This is a genomic window from Fructilactobacillus sp. X2R5C2, assembly GCF_059901375.1.
The window spans coordinates 130,391-147,688 of sequence record NZ_JBWXUX010000002.1; the positions used below are offsets into that span (position 1 = coordinate 130,391).

18 protein-coding genes are annotated in these 17,298 nt (G+C 37.2%); 15 read left to right on the plus strand and 3 right to left on the minus strand.

Annotated features, from left to right (window positions below; translation table 11 throughout):
• Positions 1-133 precede the first annotated feature (133 nt).
• From AC6UD2_RS03225 to AC6UD2_RS03250, 6 genes are read left to right on the plus strand one after another with little or no spacing between them, the layout of a single operon-like run.
• Entirely contained in the window at positions 134-457 is a 324-nt protein-coding gene (locus AC6UD2_RS03225) for a hypothetical protein (protein WP_010021355.1), read from the plus strand.
• 37 nt (positions 458-494) lie between these two features.
• Complete coding sequence (prmA, locus tag AC6UD2_RS03230) at positions 495-1,451, plus strand: 50S ribosomal protein L11 methyltransferase (RefSeq protein WP_500698000.1); 957 nt, start codon at positions 495-497, stop codon at positions 1,449-1,451.
• Positions 1,452-2,195: a 16S rRNA (uracil(1498)-N(3))-methyltransferase gene (locus tag AC6UD2_RS03235; RefSeq protein WP_500698001.1), complete on the plus strand. Its 744-nt coding sequence runs from the start codon at positions 1,452-1,454 to the stop codon at positions 2,193-2,195.
• A gap of 7 nt (positions 2,196-2,202) precedes the next feature.
• Complete coding sequence (locus AC6UD2_RS03240) at positions 2,203-4,428, plus strand: RelA/SpoT family protein (RefSeq protein ID WP_500698002.1); 2,226 nt, start codon at positions 2,203-2,205, stop codon at positions 4,426-4,428.
• 6 nt (positions 4,429-4,434) lie between these two features.
• Positions 4,435-4,890 (plus strand): D-aminoacyl-tRNA deacylase, encoded by a 456-nt coding sequence (gene dtd / locus AC6UD2_RS03245; RefSeq protein WP_039142980.1) that lies wholly within the window; start codon positions 4,435-4,437, stop codon positions 4,888-4,890.
• 1 nt (position 4,891) lies between these two features.
• Positions 4,892-5,524 (plus strand): HAD-IA family hydrolase, encoded by a 633-nt coding sequence (locus tag AC6UD2_RS03250; protein WP_500698003.1) that lies wholly within the window; start codon positions 4,892-4,894, stop codon positions 5,522-5,524.
• Here AC6UD2_RS03250 and AC6UD2_RS03255 read toward each other — a convergent pair.
• Together AC6UD2_RS03255 and AC6UD2_RS03260 are read right to left on the minus strand one after the other, a co-directional pair.
• Positions 5,513-6,361 (minus strand): fructosamine kinase family protein, encoded by an 849-nt coding sequence (locus tag AC6UD2_RS03255; RefSeq protein WP_500698004.1) that lies wholly within the window; start codon positions 6,359-6,361, stop codon positions 5,513-5,515. The genes AC6UD2_RS03250 and AC6UD2_RS03255 overlap by 12 nt on opposite strands.
• 13 nt (positions 6,362-6,374) lie before the next feature.
• Positions 6,375-7,226 carry an N-acetylmuramoyl-L-alanine amidase family protein gene (locus AC6UD2_RS03260; protein ID WP_052236535.1) on the minus strand — a complete coding sequence of 284 codons (852 nt, stop codon included), beginning with the start codon at positions 7,224-7,226 and terminating at the stop codon, positions 6,375-6,377.
• Between the two features lie 346 nt (positions 7,227-7,572).
• Here AC6UD2_RS03260 and aspS point away from each other — a divergent pair, with 346 nt between their 5' ends.
• The 6 genes from aspS to AC6UD2_RS03290 all read left to right on the plus strand — a co-directional run bounded on the left by aspS (position 7,573) and on the right by AC6UD2_RS03290 (position 14,570).
• Positions 7,573-9,363, plus strand: a complete 1,791-nt coding sequence (gene aspS / locus AC6UD2_RS03265) for an aspartate--tRNA ligase (RefSeq protein ID WP_500698005.1) — start codon at positions 7,573-7,575, stop codon at positions 9,361-9,363.
• A gap of 101 nt (positions 9,364-9,464) precedes the next feature.
• The gene (locus AC6UD2_RS03270) at positions 9,465-10,343 is read left to right on the plus strand and encodes a YitT family protein (protein WP_500698006.1); all 879 of its coding nucleotides are present in this window, start codon (positions 9,465-9,467) and stop codon (positions 10,341-10,343) included.
• 157 nt (positions 10,344-10,500) lie between these two features.
• Complete coding sequence (locus AC6UD2_RS03275; RefSeq protein ID WP_500698007.1) at positions 10,501-11,568, plus strand: CDP-glycerol glycerophosphotransferase family protein; 1,068 nt, start codon at positions 10,501-10,503, stop codon at positions 11,566-11,568.
• A 27-nt stretch (positions 11,569-11,595) separates the two neighbouring features.
• Positions 11,596-12,405 (plus strand): ABC transporter permease, encoded by an 810-nt coding sequence (locus AC6UD2_RS03280; protein ID WP_500698008.1) that lies wholly within the window; start codon positions 11,596-11,598, stop codon positions 12,403-12,405.
• Between the two features lie 10 nt (positions 12,406-12,415).
• Positions 12,416-13,639: a CDP-glycerol glycerophosphotransferase family protein gene (locus tag AC6UD2_RS03285; protein WP_500698009.1), complete on the plus strand. Its 1,224-nt coding sequence runs from the start codon at positions 12,416-12,418 to the stop codon at positions 13,637-13,639.
• Complete coding sequence (locus tag AC6UD2_RS03290) at positions 13,632-14,570, plus strand: deoxyribonuclease IV (protein ID WP_500698010.1); 939 nt, start codon at positions 13,632-13,634, stop codon at positions 14,568-14,570. The genes AC6UD2_RS03285 and AC6UD2_RS03290 overlap by 8 nt, the downstream gene beginning before the upstream one ends.
• Here AC6UD2_RS03290 and AC6UD2_RS03295 read toward each other — a convergent pair.
• Positions 14,551-15,369, minus strand: a complete 819-nt coding sequence (locus AC6UD2_RS03295) for a pyruvate, water dikinase regulatory protein (protein WP_010021373.1) — start codon at positions 15,367-15,369, stop codon at positions 14,551-14,553. The genes AC6UD2_RS03290 and AC6UD2_RS03295 overlap by 20 nt on opposite strands.
• Positions 15,370-15,514: 145 nt before the next feature.
• On the opposite strand from AC6UD2_RS03295, the gene rpsU reads away from it, so the two are divergent.
• The 3 genes from rpsU (at position 15,515) to AC6UD2_RS03310 (ending at position 17,298) form a co-directional block, all read left to right on the plus strand.
• A complete protein-coding gene (gene rpsU, locus AC6UD2_RS03300; protein ID WP_039142968.1) occupies positions 15,515-15,712 on the plus strand; it encodes a 30S ribosomal protein S21 in 198 nt (65 codons plus the stop codon).
• Positions 15,713-15,767: 55 nt separating this feature from the next.
• Positions 15,768-16,211 (plus strand): GatB/YqeY domain-containing protein, encoded by a 444-nt coding sequence (locus tag AC6UD2_RS03305; RefSeq protein WP_039142967.1) that lies wholly within the window; start codon positions 15,768-15,770, stop codon positions 16,209-16,211.
• A gap of 112 nt (positions 16,212-16,323) precedes the next feature.
• Positions 16,324-17,298 (plus strand): PhoH family protein, encoded by a 975-nt coding sequence (locus AC6UD2_RS03310; RefSeq protein ID WP_056997961.1) that lies wholly within the window; start codon positions 16,324-16,326, stop codon positions 17,296-17,298.

Genomic DNA, 17,298 nt, shown 5'->3' on the forward strand with positions numbered 1-17,298 from the left:
TAAAAAGACGTGGTAAAGCACGTCTTTTTATTTGCTGTATGATAGATGCTTGCTAATTAAATATTTCTCCATTATGATATAGACTAAAGGTTTTAAGGACGAGTGTAAATAAAAATACGAGAGGAGGATAAATATGTTAGATCAAACTAAAAAGTTTTTGCGCGATCAAGGATATCATTATAAAAAGACATATATTAGACCATTAATTACCCCAGATAATATCTACGTATTTCGCTTTGGTAAGAATAATTTGAATAATCGACTCATTATTCGCTACGGACACGGTTGGACTGGACGACAAAGAATTAAAGAAATTGATCTTCGATTGCATAAGCAAAAGCATCCCCGAATTTTTAAGACTGAACGAGGATTGCTTAAGTATTTAGCTGGTCATTTAAAGCAGCATGAGCAAAAGCTTGAAAAAATTGAAGATAATAAAAATAATGCATCCAGTTAACGGGTGCTTTTTTTATAAAAAGAATGAGGTTTAAAGGATGAATTTAGTTAAAATTTCAGTAAAAACGAGTCATGAAGCCGTTGACGCTGTTTCCAATATTTTAATGGAACAAGGGGCAACTGGAGTTCAGATTGATGACAGAAATGATTATGAAGTTCTAAAACGCGAGGCTAATTGGGACCAATATGAGCTAGGTGATTCTAGAACTGATTATAATTTGAATGAGGCACAAGTCAGTGCCTATTTTAAGGATAAGATTGACGTTGATAATGTTGTAAAAAAAGTGAAAAATAAAGTAGGAAGTTTGAACCAGTTTGGCTTAGATCCTGGTCCAAATCTAGTTAGTGTTAAATCAGTTAAGGATGAAGACTGGGCCACTTCTTGGGAGAAGTATTATCACCCAGAACGAGTTACAAGATTTTTAACCGTGGTTCCAAGTTGGGAAGATTATGACATTAAGAATCCTGATGAGTTAATGGTTCGTTTGGATCCAGGGATGGCGTTTGGAACCGGTACTCATCCGACTACTAAGTTAGCAATGCAAGCCCTAGAAATGACAATTCGTGGCGATGAAACTATGCTTGATGTAGGAACTGGATCAGGTGTGTTAAGTATTGCTGCTAGGGAATTAGGAGCTGGAACCATTAATGCTTATGATGTTGATGATGTAGCGGTTAAATCAGCTGAAAAAAACATTGCACTGAATCCAGGTATGCAAGAAATTCAGGTGAAGGTTAACAATTTATTAGACGGAATTAATATCAAGGCGGATATCGTAGTTGCTAATATTCTTGCTGAAATTATTATTCCTTTAATCCCACAAGCTGAAAAGTGTTTAAATAACGGGGGAATCTTTATTACTTCTGGAATTATTGCTGATAAACTAGATGAAGTAATTGCTACCCTTAAAAAGCATCATTTTAAGATTAATCAGGTTTTAACCATGAAAGACTGGCGTTCTGTCATTGCAGAAAAAGTTAGCGAGGAGAATTAATTGCAACATTATTTTTTAAATCATCCCCTTCAAGTTGGTCAAATCATTGAGCTTCCAGACGATATTTCCCATCATTGGAATGGTGTGATGCGGGCCGAACGAGGATCAAAAGCAGAGTTTGTATCTAATCAAGAGATCGTATACGTTGGGGAACTGGTTGATGAAGCTACGCCAACCATTAAAATTACTGAGAAAACTAATCAGAATGTTGAACTTCCCGTTAAGGTAACGATTGTTTGTGGACTTCCAAAGGGTAGTAAGGCGGATTTGATTACGCAGAAAGCAACGGAAATGGGAGCCGATCGGATTATTTTTACTCCAACTGATTGGGCCATTGCTAAGTGGGGTAGTAAGGCACCTAAAAAAATTAAAAGGTTACAAAAAATTGCTAAAAGCGCGGCCGAACAGTCTCATCGAAATTTAATTCCAGATGTGAAGTACGTAGATTCAATCAATCATGTTAGTAAAATTAAGTCTGATTACAAAGTGATGGCTTATGAAGAAGCTGCTAAACATGGCGAAAATAGCAAGCTTTATAAAATAGTTTCACAAATGAAAACGGGACAAGACCTCATGGTTTTCTTTGGCCCAGAGGGTGGAATTTCTCCTAGTGAGGTTGAACAGTTAGAGAATGTGGGCTTTGTTTCAGTTGGTTTGGGTCCAAGAATCTTACGAACTGAATCAGCACCACTTTACCTTTTATCAGCAGTGTCAACGTTATTAGAACTAAAACAAACTAAGTAGGGATAACATGTCGAAAGTTAAAGAATGGACACCAAAAGAAATATTTGATGAAGCATCTGAGTATCTAGACAAAAATGATATTCAAATGATTAAAAAAGCGTATAAATTTGCAAAGATTGCTCATGAAGATCAAAAGCGAGCATCAGGGCAACCTTATATTAATCATCCAGTTGAGGTTGCTGGTATTTTAACTGATCTTCATATGGATGCAGAAACAATTACGGCTGGGTTTCTTCATGATGTTGTTGAAGACACTGGAGCAACCATCGGAGATATAACTGAACTTTTCGGTGACCATGTTTCATTAATCGTTGATGGGGTCTCAAAACTCAGTAAAATTAAATATAAATCTAGTAAAGAGCAGCTGGCAGAGAATCATCGAAAGTTGCTATTAGCGATGTGTAAGGATATTCGAGTAATGATCGTTAAGTTAGCCGATCGCCTTCATAATATGGAGACCTTGGATGCCCTTCGTCCCGATAAACAAAAACGAATTGCACAGGAAACCCTCGATATTTATGCGCCTCTAGCGGATCGTTTGGGAATTGGAACCATCAAGTGGGAGTTAGAGGACCTTTCACTCCGTTACCTAAAGCCAGATGATTATTATGAGATCGTTAACTTGATGAATTCAAAGCGAAATGAACGAGTTGCATATGTTAATAGAGCGGTTAAGAAAGTTCAACAAGCAATTGAAGGTTTAGGCATCAAAGGTGAGGTTTACGGACGACCTAAGCATATTTATTCCATCTATCGCAAAATGCATGACAAACATAAAGACTTCAAAGAAATTTATGACCTATTGGCCGTTCGTGTAATTGTTAAATCAGTTAAAGATTGTTATGCCGTTTTAGGAGCCATTCACACGGAATGGAAGCCATTTCCAGATCGTTTTAAAGATTACATTGCAATGCCAAAGCCTAATATGTATCAATCATTGCATACTACAGTTGTTGGACCAGAAGGCAAGCCACTTGAAATCCAAATTCGGACGGAAGAAATGCATCGCATTGCTGAATATGGGGTTGCCGCACACTGGGCATATAAGGAAGGCAAAACAGATGAGGTTGAAAGTAACAAGAGTAATGTTCAGCTAAATTTGTTTAAGAAAATTATTGAGATTCAAGAAGAATCAGAAAATGCTTCTGATTTCATGGATAGTGTGCAGGGAGACTTATTTAGTGATCGCGTCTATGCCTTCACCCCATCTGGAGATGTAATTGAACTTCCTAAGGGATCCATCCCGATTGACATGGCATATTCCATCCACACTGATGTTGGTAATTCAACTACTGGTGCGAGAGTGAATGGCAAGTTAGTTCCTCTTGATTATGAAATTAAAAATGGGGATATTGTCGACATTATTACGTCAAGTAGTTCTGATGGTCCAGGAAAAAATTGGATGTCCATGGTAAAAACCCGTCGGGCCAAACATAAAATTAAGCAATTCTTTAAGCGTAGTAGTCATGATGATGACATTAATTCTGGAAAAGAAACGTTGGAAAAAGACATTGTTGATTCTGGATTTGATCCAACAACAATTCTTAGTGATGATAATTTAACGCGGGTTATCAATGAAATGCATTATACAAGTATTGATAATTTATACGCTGCGATTGGTTTTGGTGATATTCAACCTAACGGAGTTGTTAACCGACTTCTGGAGCCTGAAAAAAATGAAATTGAAAAGAAACGGCAAGAAGACGCTGAACGAGACGTGTTAGAGGGTCATAAGACCATTTCTCATGAGAGTGAAGATGCTGAACAAGGCAAGAAACCAGAAGATAACATTAAAATCGAGGGTGTTGATAATCTTTTAGTTCATATTAGTCGTTGTTGTGATCCAGTTCCAGGCGATGAGATCGAGGGTTATATCACGATGGGAAATGGAATTTCTGTTCATCGTGCTAATTGCCCGAACCTTCTTCAAGCTAAGACCGGGAATAATCGTATTATCAACCTTAATTGGCGCAAAGTAGAAGATAATGCCATTACTTATGACAGTGATCTAGAGATTCAGGGATACAATCGGAGCGGATTATTAAATGACATACTAAAACGGGTTAATTCCGCTACCAAGAATCTTAATTCGGTAGAAGGAAAGGTTATTCACGAGGATTTGGTTTCAATTCGGGTTTCAGTTGGGGTCCGAAATGTTCAGCAACTTGACCGAATTATTGATAGTGTAAATGCGGTTCCAGATGTTTATGAGGTTAAACGAACGGAAGGATAACGGATAATGAAGTTAGTCATTCAACGAGTTAATCGGGCAGAAGTTAAAATTAATGATCAGGTTAGGGGTGCCATTAAGAAGGGGTACTTAATTCTGGTTGGCGCTCAGGATTCTGATGGACAGGATGAAGTTGATCACCTTGCTCACAAAGTCGCTCATCTTCGGATCTTTGAAGATGAAAACGGTAAAATGAATTTAAATATTAAACAGGTCTCGGGTTCAATTTTGTCAGTTTCGCAATTTACTCTGCTGGCCGACACTAAAAAGGGTAATCGGCCTACTTTCACCGGCGCGGGTGATCCTGATCATGCGAAGAAAATTTATGAATCATTTAATGATGCCCTCAAAAAAAACGGATTGAAAGTAGAAACTGGCGTCTTTGGAGCTGATATGGACGTGGATTTAGAAAATCATGGTCCATCTACTTTTATTTTAAATTACCAAAAAAAGGAAAATAATTGATATGGTAAACGCAATTTGGGATTTTGATGGTACTCTTTTTAACACTTATCCCTACATGGTAACTTCATTTTGTAAAGCATTGGACGAAAATGGTGTTAGTGACGTTAATTTTGATTCTGAATCAATTTATGAAGACATGCGGATTCATTCACTTGGAGCTAGTGAGACCAAGTATTGTGCTAGCTTTAACATTAATCGAGATCAATTTTCTCGCTCATATAAGCAATTTGAGCGTGATGAGGTCATGTTGGCGAAACCATTTGCTGGGGTTAGAGCTGTTTTAAGTGATGTAATTGGTACTGGTGGGAGCAACGGACTGTTAACTCATCGTGATGATCAAGCCATAACATTATTAAATGATTTTGACCTAAAAAAACTGTTTAATGGTTTTGTAACCAGTAAACAGTCGTTTAAAAGGAAACCCAATCCTGAGTCTCTGAATTATTTAATTAATAATATGGACTTAGACCGATCATCTACTTTTATGATTGGTGATCGGCGATTAGATGTTGATGCTGGCCATAATGCCGGGGTTAAAACTATCTTGTTTGATCCTGACTATGTGATTGAGGATCAAGGTGACCCTGATTACGTAGCTCATAGTTTTGATGAAATATCAAAGTTAATTAAATGAGCTAAGGATTCCATCTAATAAAGGTCCAAAGGTTTCACCGAAAAGAACTACATGGACTAAAGCGTAGTAAAAGCGGTACCAGCCAACGCGATTTTCAAAGCCTGGCTCAATTGGATATGTGTCATTATAGCCACGATAAAAGTCGCGATCAAATCCTCCAAAAACGGTTGTAACTCCTAGGTCATATTCACGATCACCAAAGTAAACGTCGGGATCAATTAACATTGGTTCATGTTTACTGGTAAAAATGGCGTTTCCTGACCACAAGTCTCCATGAAGAAGGCTAGGAGTCACTGGGTGTTTAGTGTAGTAATCGATAATTTGTTGGCACATAACTTGATAATGTTGGTCGCGGGAGTCATTCCAGCGACCCTTTTTAGCTGCAATCTTAACTAGGGGATCAATTCTTTGTTCAACGTAAAATTTTTGCCAAGTGTCTTGCCAATGATTGTTTTTAGGAATTTTACCAGCATCAAAGTTATGGTCTAAACCAAACTGATCGTTATGAACTTTATGAACGTTGGCAACCATTTTTCCTAAATCATATTGATTCCCAGATCCGACGTCAATCCAATCGAGGATAAGGAATCCATCTCCATTGATTTCGCCAGAGGAAACTACTGTAGGAACATTGGCAGCTTGTGATAAAAGGTGAATTCCCTCAACTTCGTGGTCAAAAAACTGTTTTCCACGACCTGGTTGAACCTTCATAAAATAGACATGGTCTGGGGTTTTAACCTGGTATGAATCGTTAATATCTCCGCCTGAGACGGGAGATAGTGATTGAACGTTTTTTAATGGCAACTGGTTAATCCACTCTTGATCTAATTTTTTCATAATAAACTCCTTTCTAGTAAGTTTTATTTACATAACGGTTGATTCCTTTGAGAACGTCATTTGCGACCAGATTTTGGTAGGTGGGATTTTTAATTTTGTTAAAGTCATGATCGTTGTTAATATATCCCATTTCAAGTAAAACTGACGGGATAGAAACATCCCTGATTACTAGATAATTACCAATCTGAACCCCTCGATTATTAAGAGGAACGTTTCCCATGTATGAATTAATGTCGGATGCCAGTTGTTTGGATTTGCCGGCGTGATAGTAATAATTTGTAAAACCACTGGCAGTATTATCCGTACTGGACGAGTCAAAATGAAAACTAACGAAGAGATTGGCATGATTATCAGTTGAAAAATCTGGTCTTTTATATAAACTAACGGATTTATCTGAATCCCTTGTCATAATAACATGTGCGCCTTGATTCCGCAGTTTATTTGCAACCTTCTGAGCTAATTGAAGAGTGTACGTTTTTTCTTTTTGACCATGCGTTGAAAGCGCTCCAGAATCATTACCACCATGACCAGGATCCAATACAATGGTTGTTTCTGATAGTTTAGTGGCATTAGTAATCTTATTATTATTCACTAACCAGGTTGGAATCCAACCAATTTTTTGATTTTTATAAACCACTCGATACCAATTATTCTTTTCGCTCAGGATTTGTAATCGGGTGCCACGATTGACGGTTTTAACCGTTTTGTACTGGATTCCTGGACCAGTCTTAATGGCTAGATTATTGAATCCAACTCCAATATTGTTTTTAACTAGCATGATTAGGAGGATGATTAAGGTTGTTCCAATAATTATTAGGGTAGTATAAAATCCTCGTTTGTTCTTTATGTAAAATTTTGTTTTCATTTTAAGTGCCTCATTGGATTATATGATTACTCATAATAGTATAACTTTTTTACTGTTTCCTTAAGTCTATAATAAAAAAATTAACTTGAATCTTGACAATTCATCTGGGTTTTATTAATCTTAAATTGATTTGAAATGCCGTTGAAGATGAATAGTAACCGTTTGCTGGTCTTAAGAGAGTACCTAATTGCTGAAATGGTATGTCCTATAAAATGGTAAAGACGCATCTAGGTAAAATTAATAAATAAGAGAACCAAAAAAGGTGGTACCGTGCTAATTGCGCCCTTGTGATTACATGGCTCGCCTTTTTTTATACTTTTGACTCAATGAGAGGAAGATGTGGTAGATGAAAAGAACGACTTATGCTGGAAATGTTAACGAAGATTATTTAGATCAAGAAGTGGTTCTTGATGGATGGGTTGCCAAAAAACGGAATTTAGGAAGTTTAATTTTTATCGATCTTCGGGATCGTGCTGGAATTGTTCAACTGGTTTTTAATGAGAAAAATGGTGAGGATGCTTTTAAGGTAGCTGAATCAGTTAAAAACGAGTACGTAATCCAAATTAAAGGAAGAGTGGTTGCTAGATCTGAAAAAGAAATCAATCCTGATATTCACACTGGAAAAGTGGAAGTTGACGTTTCTGATGCTAAGGTTTTAAGCACATCAAAACAGACTCCATTTGAGATTAAGAATGATATCAATGCTTCTGATGATTTGAGGTTAAAGTATCGTTATCTTGATTTAAGACGACCAGTAATGCAAAAGGGATTGATGATTCGGAACCGAATCTTACAGTCAACTCACAAATATTTTGATGAAAATGGGTTTATTGATATTGAGACGCCAGATTTAACGGTTTCAACCCCTGAAGGTGCCAGGGATTACCTGGTTCCATCACGAGTATACCCTGGTTCTTTTTATGCGCTCCCACAGTCTCCTCAACAATTTAAACAATTATTAATGGGTGCGGGCTTTGATCGTTACTATCAGATTGCTCGTTGTTTTAGAGACGAGGATTTACGTGGCGATCGGCAGCCCGAATTTACTCAAATCGACATGGAAACTTCATTTCTGTCAGCTGAGGAGATTCAGGACCTTACCGAGGGATTGATTAAAAAGGTTATGAAGGATACGGTCAATGTCGACGTTGATACACCATTTGAAAGAATTACTTGGCAAGAATCAATGGATCGATTTGGAACTGACCAACCTGACACACGTTTTAAAATGGAGTTAAAAGATCTCTCGGATGTTGTAGCAGATTCTGATTTTAAAGTCTTTAGTTCGGCCATTAAGAACGGTGGTCAAGTAAAGGCCATTGCCGTCCCTGATGGAGCCAAACAGTTCTCAAGAAAAGATATTGATAAATATGGTGAGTATGTAAAACGGTTTGGTGCTAAGGGACTAGCATGGATGAAGGTTACAGATGACGGATTTTCTGGCCCAATTGCTAAATTCTTTAAAGATCCAGCAATGGTAAGTAAAATTAAAGAAACGACCGGGGCTAAAGACGGTGACTTGTTGTTGTTTGCTGCTGATCGAAGTAAAGTGGTTGCGGATACTTTAGGATATTTAAGAGTGGCGATTGCCAGCGAACTGAACATGATTCCAGAAGATCAGTACAACTTCTTGTGGATTGTGGACTGGCCTCTGTTTGAATATGATGAAGGTGCAGGACGTTGGGTAGCGGCTCACCATCCGTTTACCATGCCGAATAAGGGTGATGAACATTACTTAAATGACGGGGAAGATCCTCATAAAGCACATGCTCAAAGTTATGACATTATCTTAAATGGTCTTGAACTTGGTGGTGGATCAATTCGTATTCATACCCGTGAACTTCAAGAAAAAATGTTTAAGGCCCTTGGATTTACCAAAGAGAGTGCTGAAGCTCAATTTGGATACTTTCTTCGTGCTTTGGATTATGGATTCCCACCACATGGTGGCCTAGCAATCGGACTTGATCGTTTTGCTAGGTTGTTAGCTCATCGTGGCAATATCAGGGATGTAATTGCTTTTCCTAAGAATTCAAAGGCGGTTGAGCCTTTGACTGGAGCTCCAACTCCAGTTTCACAGAAGCAGTTGGATGAATTAGGAATTTCTCTAGACCAAAAAGACAAATCAAAAGATAAATAAGATTAAATAAAAAGTTGTGACCAGCTCACAACTTTTTATTTTTTTTAAATTTGGTAATGTTATACTAGTTATGAATTTCTAAATGATCAGAAGGAACTTAAATGGACGACGTACAAAAAATTTTAAAACGACATCAGTACATATCAAAGTTATCAACCGCATTTGTATATGGAATTATGGTATCCATCGCGATGAATTTCTTTTGGACTCCTGGACACATTTATTCTTCAGGGGTTACTGGATTTGCACAGTTACTTAATACTTTGACTGAACGATACTTTCCGTTTACGATTTCGGCTGCATTGGGATTATTCCTACTTAATATCCCAATGTTTATTTTATCTTGGAAACAAATTGGTCATCAGTTTACAATGTTTACGTTTGTTTCTGTCGTTGTTGCCAGTGTCATGATTAAAATCTTACGTCCTTTAACCTTAACCACAGATCCATTAATTTGTGCAATTTTTGGTGGTGCAATTAATGGATTTGGAGTGGGGTTATCCTTAAAAAATGGTATTTCAACTGGTGGATTGGATATTTTGGGAATCGTGATCCAAAGGAAAACCGGAAAATCAATTGGAACCATTAACCTTATATTTAATACCTTTATTATTTTATCAGCTGGTTTCTTTTATGGATGGCCTTATGCTTTTTATTCAGCAATTGGAGTTCTAGTAAACGCTAAGGCAATCGATTTGGCATATACAAGACAACAAATTGTCCAAGTGATGGTTGTTACCGATCGTCCCAAGACGGTCGTAGATAGCATTCAAAATCATTTGAGAAGGGGAATTACTATTATTCATAATGCCGAGGGAGCTTATAACCATAAGAAGAAGTCAGTCCTGTTTACTTCAATTTCACGATATGAAATGACCGAATTTGATGCAGCCTTAAATGAATCTGATCCCGATGCATTCGGAGTGGTGGTTGATGTTGATAAGGTGTTTGGTAACTTTTATGAGAAAAAACGGAAATAGCTGGCTTCCATCCTGAAGTGTCGTTTTTTCATTATGGTATAATGTTTCATTGTAATTATTGAAAATGGTGATGAAAGTGAAAGTCATATATACATGGTTGATTAGATTAATTTCGGCAATTTTTTATTTTCGACCCAAAAAGAATATATATTATGTAATGAGTTTTGATAATAATCTGAGGCTCATTAAGCAAATTGCTGCTAACATGCCTGAGGGACAAGAGCTAGTTGTGTTATACGAACCTGAAATTGAGGCAGCCGCAACTGACCTGAGTGCGTTTGGGATTAAGACCATTCCATTCAAAGAAAATGCAAGATTTGCGTTGTTAACCATTCCTAGTTTAATGTCGGCTCGCGTTTTATTTTGTGATAATTATTTCCCATTTTTGGCTGGTTTAGTTCGGCCAAAGAAAAAAATGAAGATTGTCCAGTTGTGGCATGCCGATGGTGCCATTAAATGTTTTGGTTGGGAAGATCCGACCACTGACAAAAGATCATTTTTTGATAAACTTCGATTTCAAAGTGTTTACAATCATTTCGATGATTTTGTGGTTGCTTCTAAGGCAATGGGACAGATTTTTGAACGAAGTTATCGAGAATCGCCTGATAAGATGAAGTATCTTGGATATCCGAGGTCAGATCGACTATTTAAGGAACGTTGGAGAAGAGTTGCTAGACACCGGGTCTATGAGGTGGCACCTGAATTAAAGGGAAAGCGTGTAATCTTGTATGCTCCCACTTATCGTGATGGACTTGAGTTTGATCCTCCAAAGGACATTGGGGAAGCGTTAACGGCTGATCCTGATGCAATTACGGTCGTTAAACTTCATCCGTTGTTACGAGATCAGGAATCCCGAATCAGGAAATTTTCTAATGGGAATATTCGCTTTTATAATCAACTTTCTACTTCTGATCTCCTATCAGTATGTAATACATTAGTGACTGATTATTCTTCAGTGGCTTTTGATTTTAGCTTATTACCCCAAGCTCATTCAATGATTTTCTTTATGTTTGATCTCAAACAATACGAGCAGGACCCAGGAATCCAAAAAGACTTTTTGGAGTGGCTGCCATCAGAGCCAATTACAAGGGTTGATCAATTAACGCAGGCAATTGTTGCTAATCAAAAGATTGATTTTACTAGCTTTAATAAACATTGGAATACATACAATGATGGGTATGCAACCGAACGTGTTATCAAAAAATATGTTTTACAAAATAATTAATGAAATAAAAAAAGGAGAGTGCTGAGCTTGAAGGAAGTTTGGGCCTTACTTAAAGAACAATTTGAAAATTTAGGTATTATTTTTCGAATTTCAAAATACGAAGATAAGGCTACTTACCAAAGTCATTACTTAGGCTTGGTTTGGGAATATTTGTACCCGCTGATTCAAATTGCCATTTACTGGTTAGTCTTCGGTGTTGGACTGAAGGGAAGTACTGGTCACAACGGAAGTTATTTACCATGGATGGTTATTGGTATCACACCATGGTTTTTTATGAATCGTGTGACTCTAGATGCTTCTAAAAGTATTTATCAACGTGCCAGTCTAGTTTCAAAGATGAAGTTTCCCATTAGCATCCTCCCCTCGATTAAATTAGTCAGTAATCTAAGTTCATTTTGGACCATGCTGGTTTTTTCAATTGTGATTGGATATCTTTATGGGGTTCGTCCGAGTTTATTCTGGTTTCAGTGGATTTATTACTTTATCGCAATGATTGCGTGGTTAATTGCTTTTGGAATCTTTAATTCAACGATTACCGTTTTAATTCGGGATTATCACGTGATGTTACAGTCGTTTATGAGAATGTTGTTCTACATTTCTGGAGTACTGTTCAACTTTGAATCTTCTGCTTCGTTCCCGCCATTTTTGATTAGAATCCTAGAATTAAATCCATTCTTTTATATCGTTCAAGGGTTTCGGGATTCAATGTTATCAAGCAGTTGGTTCTGGGAAAAGCCACTTCTAAGTATTATTTTCTGGCTAATGACGTTGTTTTTCTTTCTAGTTGGATCACATTTACATTTTAAATTTAGATCACACTTTGTTGACTTGGTATAGGGAAAATAATATGAATGGAAAGCAAATTAAGGATAAATTAATTAGTGGTATTAAGTTAGCCATTCGCACTGGACTCATCGCGCTGAACGATGGGTTTATTTGTATGCCCGTTAAAAAACACGAAATCATGTTCGAAAGTTTTAACGGGAAAGACATTAACGATAATCCTGCTGCCATCTATTTTGAGTGGATTAAGCAACATCCTGAATACGCTAAGCATGCGTATTTTGGGGTGAAAGCAGCTAATTATAAAGAGTTACACAAACAGTATCCTAACGTTCAAATTTTACGACGCTTTTTTCCGAGATGGGTTTGGCACGTTGCTCGAGCTGATTTTTGGGTCTTTAACTCGCGATTCCCCAAATGGTGGAAGAAAAATAAGCGAACGACCTACATTCAGACCTGGCATGGGACTCCGCTTAAAAAATTAGGAGTTGATATCGAGCATGTTTCCATTCCAGGAATTTCGACTCAGCAATATCATGACGATTTTAAGAAGGCTGCTAGTCGATGGAAATACTTGATTATGCCTAATCAATATTCAGAGGATATTTTTGATCGGGCCTTTGATTTTAAAAACGTTCCCTTGCGAATTGGATATCCAAGAAATGATGTTTTGTATCAGCAAAATAACGCTAAAACCATTTCAGAATTAAAGAAAAGAATTGTTGGTAATCCAAAACAAAAAGTTATTTTGTATGCACCAACTTGGCGAGATGATGACTATCAAAAAAAGGGGAGTTATAACTTTGAACTGCCATTTTCATTGAAATCATTTTTTGATCATGTGGGTGATAACACGAAATTAATTATTCGTCCTCACTACCTTATTAAAGATCGAATTGATATCGCTGGGTATGAAGATCGAGTTCAGATCGAAGCCGATTGTGATATTAGTGAGTTATACTTAATTTCAGATTTATTGATCACCGATTATTCTTCTGTGATGTTTGATTACGCTAATTTGAAACGTCCAATGTTATTCTATGCGTATGACTTAAAACATTATCAAAATGAGTTAAGAGGTTTTTATTTTGATTTTAAAAAAGACGTTCCTGGTCCAATTGTTGAAGATCAAAATTCTTTTTATAATGAGTTGTCACATTTTAACGAAGATGGTAAGTTTATCGGGTATGATCAGAAAATAGAAGATTTTTATAATAAGTTTTGTAGTTGGGAGCATGGGGATGCTTCCGCTAGGGTTGTTAAAGTAATGGAGGATAAAAATGAGTAGTGATGAATTCTTAATTGGGTCACATGTTGCCATGAAAGCACCAGATATGATGCTCGGTTCTGCTGAGGAAGCAGCTCGGGATGGTGAAAATGTTTTTATGTTATACACTGGAGCTCCACAAAGCTCAAAAAGAACTGCGATTGATAAACTTAAGATTGATCAAGCTCATTCGTATATGGAAGACCATGATTTACAAGAAGTAGTGGTTCATGCTCCTTATATTATTAATTTGGGCAACCCCAAAAAGCCCCAAAGTTTTCACTTTGCGGTTAATTTTCTGAAACAAGAAATTGATCGTTCAGAAGCAATGGGTGCTGATCAGATTGTTTTGCACCCAGGATCCCACGTTGGATCAGGAGTGGAAGCAGGAATCAAACAGATTATCAAGGGGTTAAATGAAGTGATTACGCCTGACCAAAAGATTCAGGTGGCCCTTGAAACTATGGCAGGTAAAGGAACGGAAATTGGTTCAACGTTTGAGCAATTAGCTAAGATTATTGATGGGGTTAAGTTGAACGACAAATTGTCGATTACTTTTGATACCTGTCACACTAGCGATGCTGGTTATGACATTAAGAATGATTTTGATGGGGTAATGAAAGAGTTCGACAAAATTATTGGAATGGATCGGATTAAGGTGATTCATTTAAATGACTCCAAGAATCCTCAGGGTGCCCATAAAGATCGTCATACTAACATCGGTTTTGGGTCCCTTGGATTTGACGCCCTGAATTACGTGGCCAGATACCCTAAGTTTGATAAGATCCCTAAAATTCTTGAAACACCAACAATTAAAATTAATGATGATGTTAAGATTAATCCTCACCAATATGAGATCAAAATGCTAAAAGAACAGAAGTTTAATCCGGATATGATTGAAGATATTAAACGTGATTATAAGGATGGAAAGATTAGTGACCTTGTTCATTAATGTTTAGACTCTGAGTGATGATCGTAGCTGTTTCTTCAATGGACTTGTTGTACACGTTGATTTGTAAACAATCTAATTTACGATAAAGATGCTTGGCATAGTCAAGCTCTTTTTTTATTTGTTTTGAGTCTGAGTATGGAGTGTCAGGGTCGAGTCCGTATGCAATCATTCTTTCTTGGCGAATCTTCTTTAGGTTTGTAACGGAGTTGGTTAAACCAAAAATTTTATTGTGGTCGATTTGATAAACTTCTTCTGGCAGTTGGATGGTTGGTCCAATGGGAACGTTTGCTACTAGTAAATTTTGGTTGGCCAGATAGAGTGATAGGGGTGTTTTAGATGTTCGTGAGATTCCAAGGAGAACAATATCCGCTTTTTTAAGATCACCCGGTCGTTTTCCATCGTCATTTGCTACCGCAAATTCAATTGCAGAGATTCGTTTGAAGTAGTCTTCGTTAAGGTTATGAACTAAACCAGGAACTTCGGCAGCTGATTCATGAAGCTTTTTGGAAATAATTTGAATTGGCTTTTGAATGCAATCAAAACTATATAAATTATTATCCATGGCAAAGGCAGTTACTAGCTTGCTCAGATCAGGATCGACCAAGGTATGAAAGATAATGGCATCTTGTTCTTTAGCTAGTTTAAGAATTCCGTCAAGCATCGACTGCGTTTGAATGAATGGATAGCGTTTAAAGTTAGCATTTGCTTCAGGGAATTGGGCTACTGCAGTTCGGGCGATTGACATGGCTGTGGCACCACTTGAATCTGAAATTATAAATGCATTGAAATTGGTTGTCATAATATTACCTCCTACTTTGTTAGTATTTTATCATATTTATCGTTCAGACTCGTTGACGGGCCATTCTCCATAATGTATAATTAATAATGACCGTTAAGGATTAAATACAAACGGTATTATTTAAGCTCGGAGGGAGGGATTTATCATGTCAAAAACTGTCGTTCGCAAAAACGAATCTCTTGATGATGCTCTTCGACGCTTTAAGCGCACGGTTTCAAAAAGCGGTACCCTTCAGGAATTCCGTAAACGTGAGTTTTACGAAAAACCTAGCGTAAAACGTAAATTAAAATCAGAAGCAGCTCGTAAGCGTAACAATAAGAAAAAGAAGCGTCGCAGCTTCTAATAATGAAACGCCCCTGATGATAGGAGCGTTTTTTATATATGAAAAGAGGGCTAAAATGGCTTTATCCGATGAATTAAATAATGATCTCAAAAGTGCCATGAAGAATCATGATAAGACAAGATTAACCATTGTCAGGATGCTTAAGTCTAATTTAATGAATGAAAAAATAAAATTAGGCCATGATCTTTCTGATGCTGAAGCGGCAGCTGTTGTTAATCGAGAAGTTAAGCAACACAAAGATTCAATTGCTGAATTTAAAAATGGTGGAAGAGATGATTTGGTGAAGGGTCAAGAAGAAGAGCTCAAGATTCTTGAAGACTATGCACCAAAACAAATGTCTGAAGCCGACGTTGAAAAAATCGTTAATGATACAATCAAACAACTCGGAGCGTCCGGTAAGGGCGACTTTGGAAAAGTAATGGGTGCTGTCATGGGAAAAGTTAAGGGACAAGCTGATGGCAGTACTGTTAATAAACTAGTTAATAAAGCTCTCAGTTAGAAAAAGAACTCATTGAATGAATCAATGAGTTCTTTTTGTTCTTTTGCTTTGTAAGTGGCGGATTATATGCTAATATTTTAGGTAAAAGTCGATATGAAAGGAACTTGTTTGATTGACAGATAATTTTAAGTTTAAAAAAGAATTAACGTTAAAGAATCCCAATGATGAAGCCGCTTTATTTGGTGCACAAGATGCCTTTTTGGATATTTTAGAACAGGGTATGGCAACATCAATTCGTCATTCTGGGGGAAAGATCACTGTCGAAGGTGATGACGAAAAGGCGGTTCAAAATACCATTGATATTTTGAATGGCATGCTTGAATTGATTCATTCTGGAATCACTTTAAATTCTAGTGACTTTGTTTCGGCCATGAAAATGGCTGAAAAGGGAACCCTTGGATTTCTTCCAGAGTTGTATAATCAAGTGCTTTTAAAGGATAATAAAGGGAAGCCCGTTCGAGTAAAGAATTTTGGTCAACGTCAGTATGTCCAGTCCATTAAGCATAACGATGTCACTTTTGGAATCGGACCAGCTGGTACTGGGAAGACCTATTTAGCGGTTGTAATGGCAGTAGCAGCCCTCAAAAAGGGTGATGTGGATAAGATTGTCTTAACTAGACCTGCTGTTGAAGCTGGTGAAAGCCTTGGATTCTTACCCGGAGACTTAAAAGAAAAGGTTGATCCATATTTGCGTCCTTTATATGATGCATTAAATTCAACGCTTGGATCTGATCATAGTGAACGATTAATGGATCGTGGGGTCATTGAAATTGCGCCCTTGGCATATATGCGTGGAAGAACGCTTGACAATTCCTTTGTCATTTTGGATGAAGCTCAAAATACGACCAATGCACAAATGAAAATGTTTTTAACACGTTTAGGTTTTGGTTCTAAAATGATTGTTAATGGGGATGTTTCTCAAATTGATTTAAACGGAAGAGTACGAAGTGGGCTAGTAACCGCTCCTAAAATCTTGCGAGACATTGATGATATTAGTTTTGTTAATTTTAGTGCTGACGATGTGGTTAGACATCCCGTAGTTGCCAAGATTATTAATGCGTACGAAAAAAATGATAACGGAGAATAG

Coding starts and splice junctions, on each gene's coding strand:
- AC6UD2_RS03255 (WP_500698004.1), bottom strand. CDS start 6,361: ATGAAAAAATTAGATCAAGAGTGGATTAACCAGTTGCCATTAAAAAAC.
- AC6UD2_RS03290 (WP_500698010.1), top strand. CDS start 13,632: ATGAGTAGTGATGAATTCTTAATTGGGTCACATGTTGCCATGAAAGCA.
- rpsU (WP_039142968.1), top strand. CDS start 15,515: ATGTCAAAAACTGTCGTTCGCAAAAACGAATCTCTTGATGATGCTCTT.
- AC6UD2_RS03295 (WP_010021373.1), bottom strand. CDS start 15,369: ATGACAACCAATTTCAATGCATTTATAATTTCAGATTCAAGTGGTGCC.
- dtd (WP_039142980.1), top strand. CDS start 4,435: ATGAAGTTAGTCATTCAACGAGTTAATCGGGCAGAAGTTAAAATTAAT.
- AC6UD2_RS03275 (WP_500698007.1), top strand. CDS start 10,501: ATGAGTTTTGATAATAATCTGAGGCTCATTAAGCAAATTGCTGCTAAC.
- aspS (WP_500698005.1), top strand. CDS start 7,573: ATGAAAAGAACGACTTATGCTGGAAATGTTAACGAAGATTATTTAGAT.
- prmA (WP_500698000.1), top strand. CDS start 495: ATGAATTTAGTTAAAATTTCAGTAAAAACGAGTCATGAAGCCGTTGAC.
- AC6UD2_RS03285 (WP_500698009.1), top strand. CDS start 12,416: ATGAATGGAAAGCAAATTAAGGATAAATTAATTAGTGGTATTAAGTTA.
- AC6UD2_RS03270 (WP_500698006.1), top strand. CDS start 9,465: ATGGACGACGTACAAAAAATTTTAAAACGACATCAGTACATATCAAAG.
- AC6UD2_RS03305 (WP_039142967.1), top strand. CDS start 15,768: ATGGCTTTATCCGATGAATTAAATAATGATCTCAAAAGTGCCATGAAG.
- AC6UD2_RS03240 (WP_500698002.1), top strand. CDS start 2,203: ATGTCGAAAGTTAAAGAATGGACACCAAAAGAAATATTTGATGAAGCA.
- AC6UD2_RS03225 (WP_010021355.1), top strand. CDS start 134: ATGTTAGATCAAACTAAAAAGTTTTTGCGCGATCAAGGATATCATTAT.
- AC6UD2_RS03250 (WP_500698003.1), top strand. CDS start 4,892: ATGGTAAACGCAATTTGGGATTTTGATGGTACTCTTTTTAACACTTAT.
- AC6UD2_RS03260 (WP_052236535.1), bottom strand. CDS start 7,226: ATGAAAACAAAATTTTACATAAAGAACAAACGAGGATTTTATACTACC.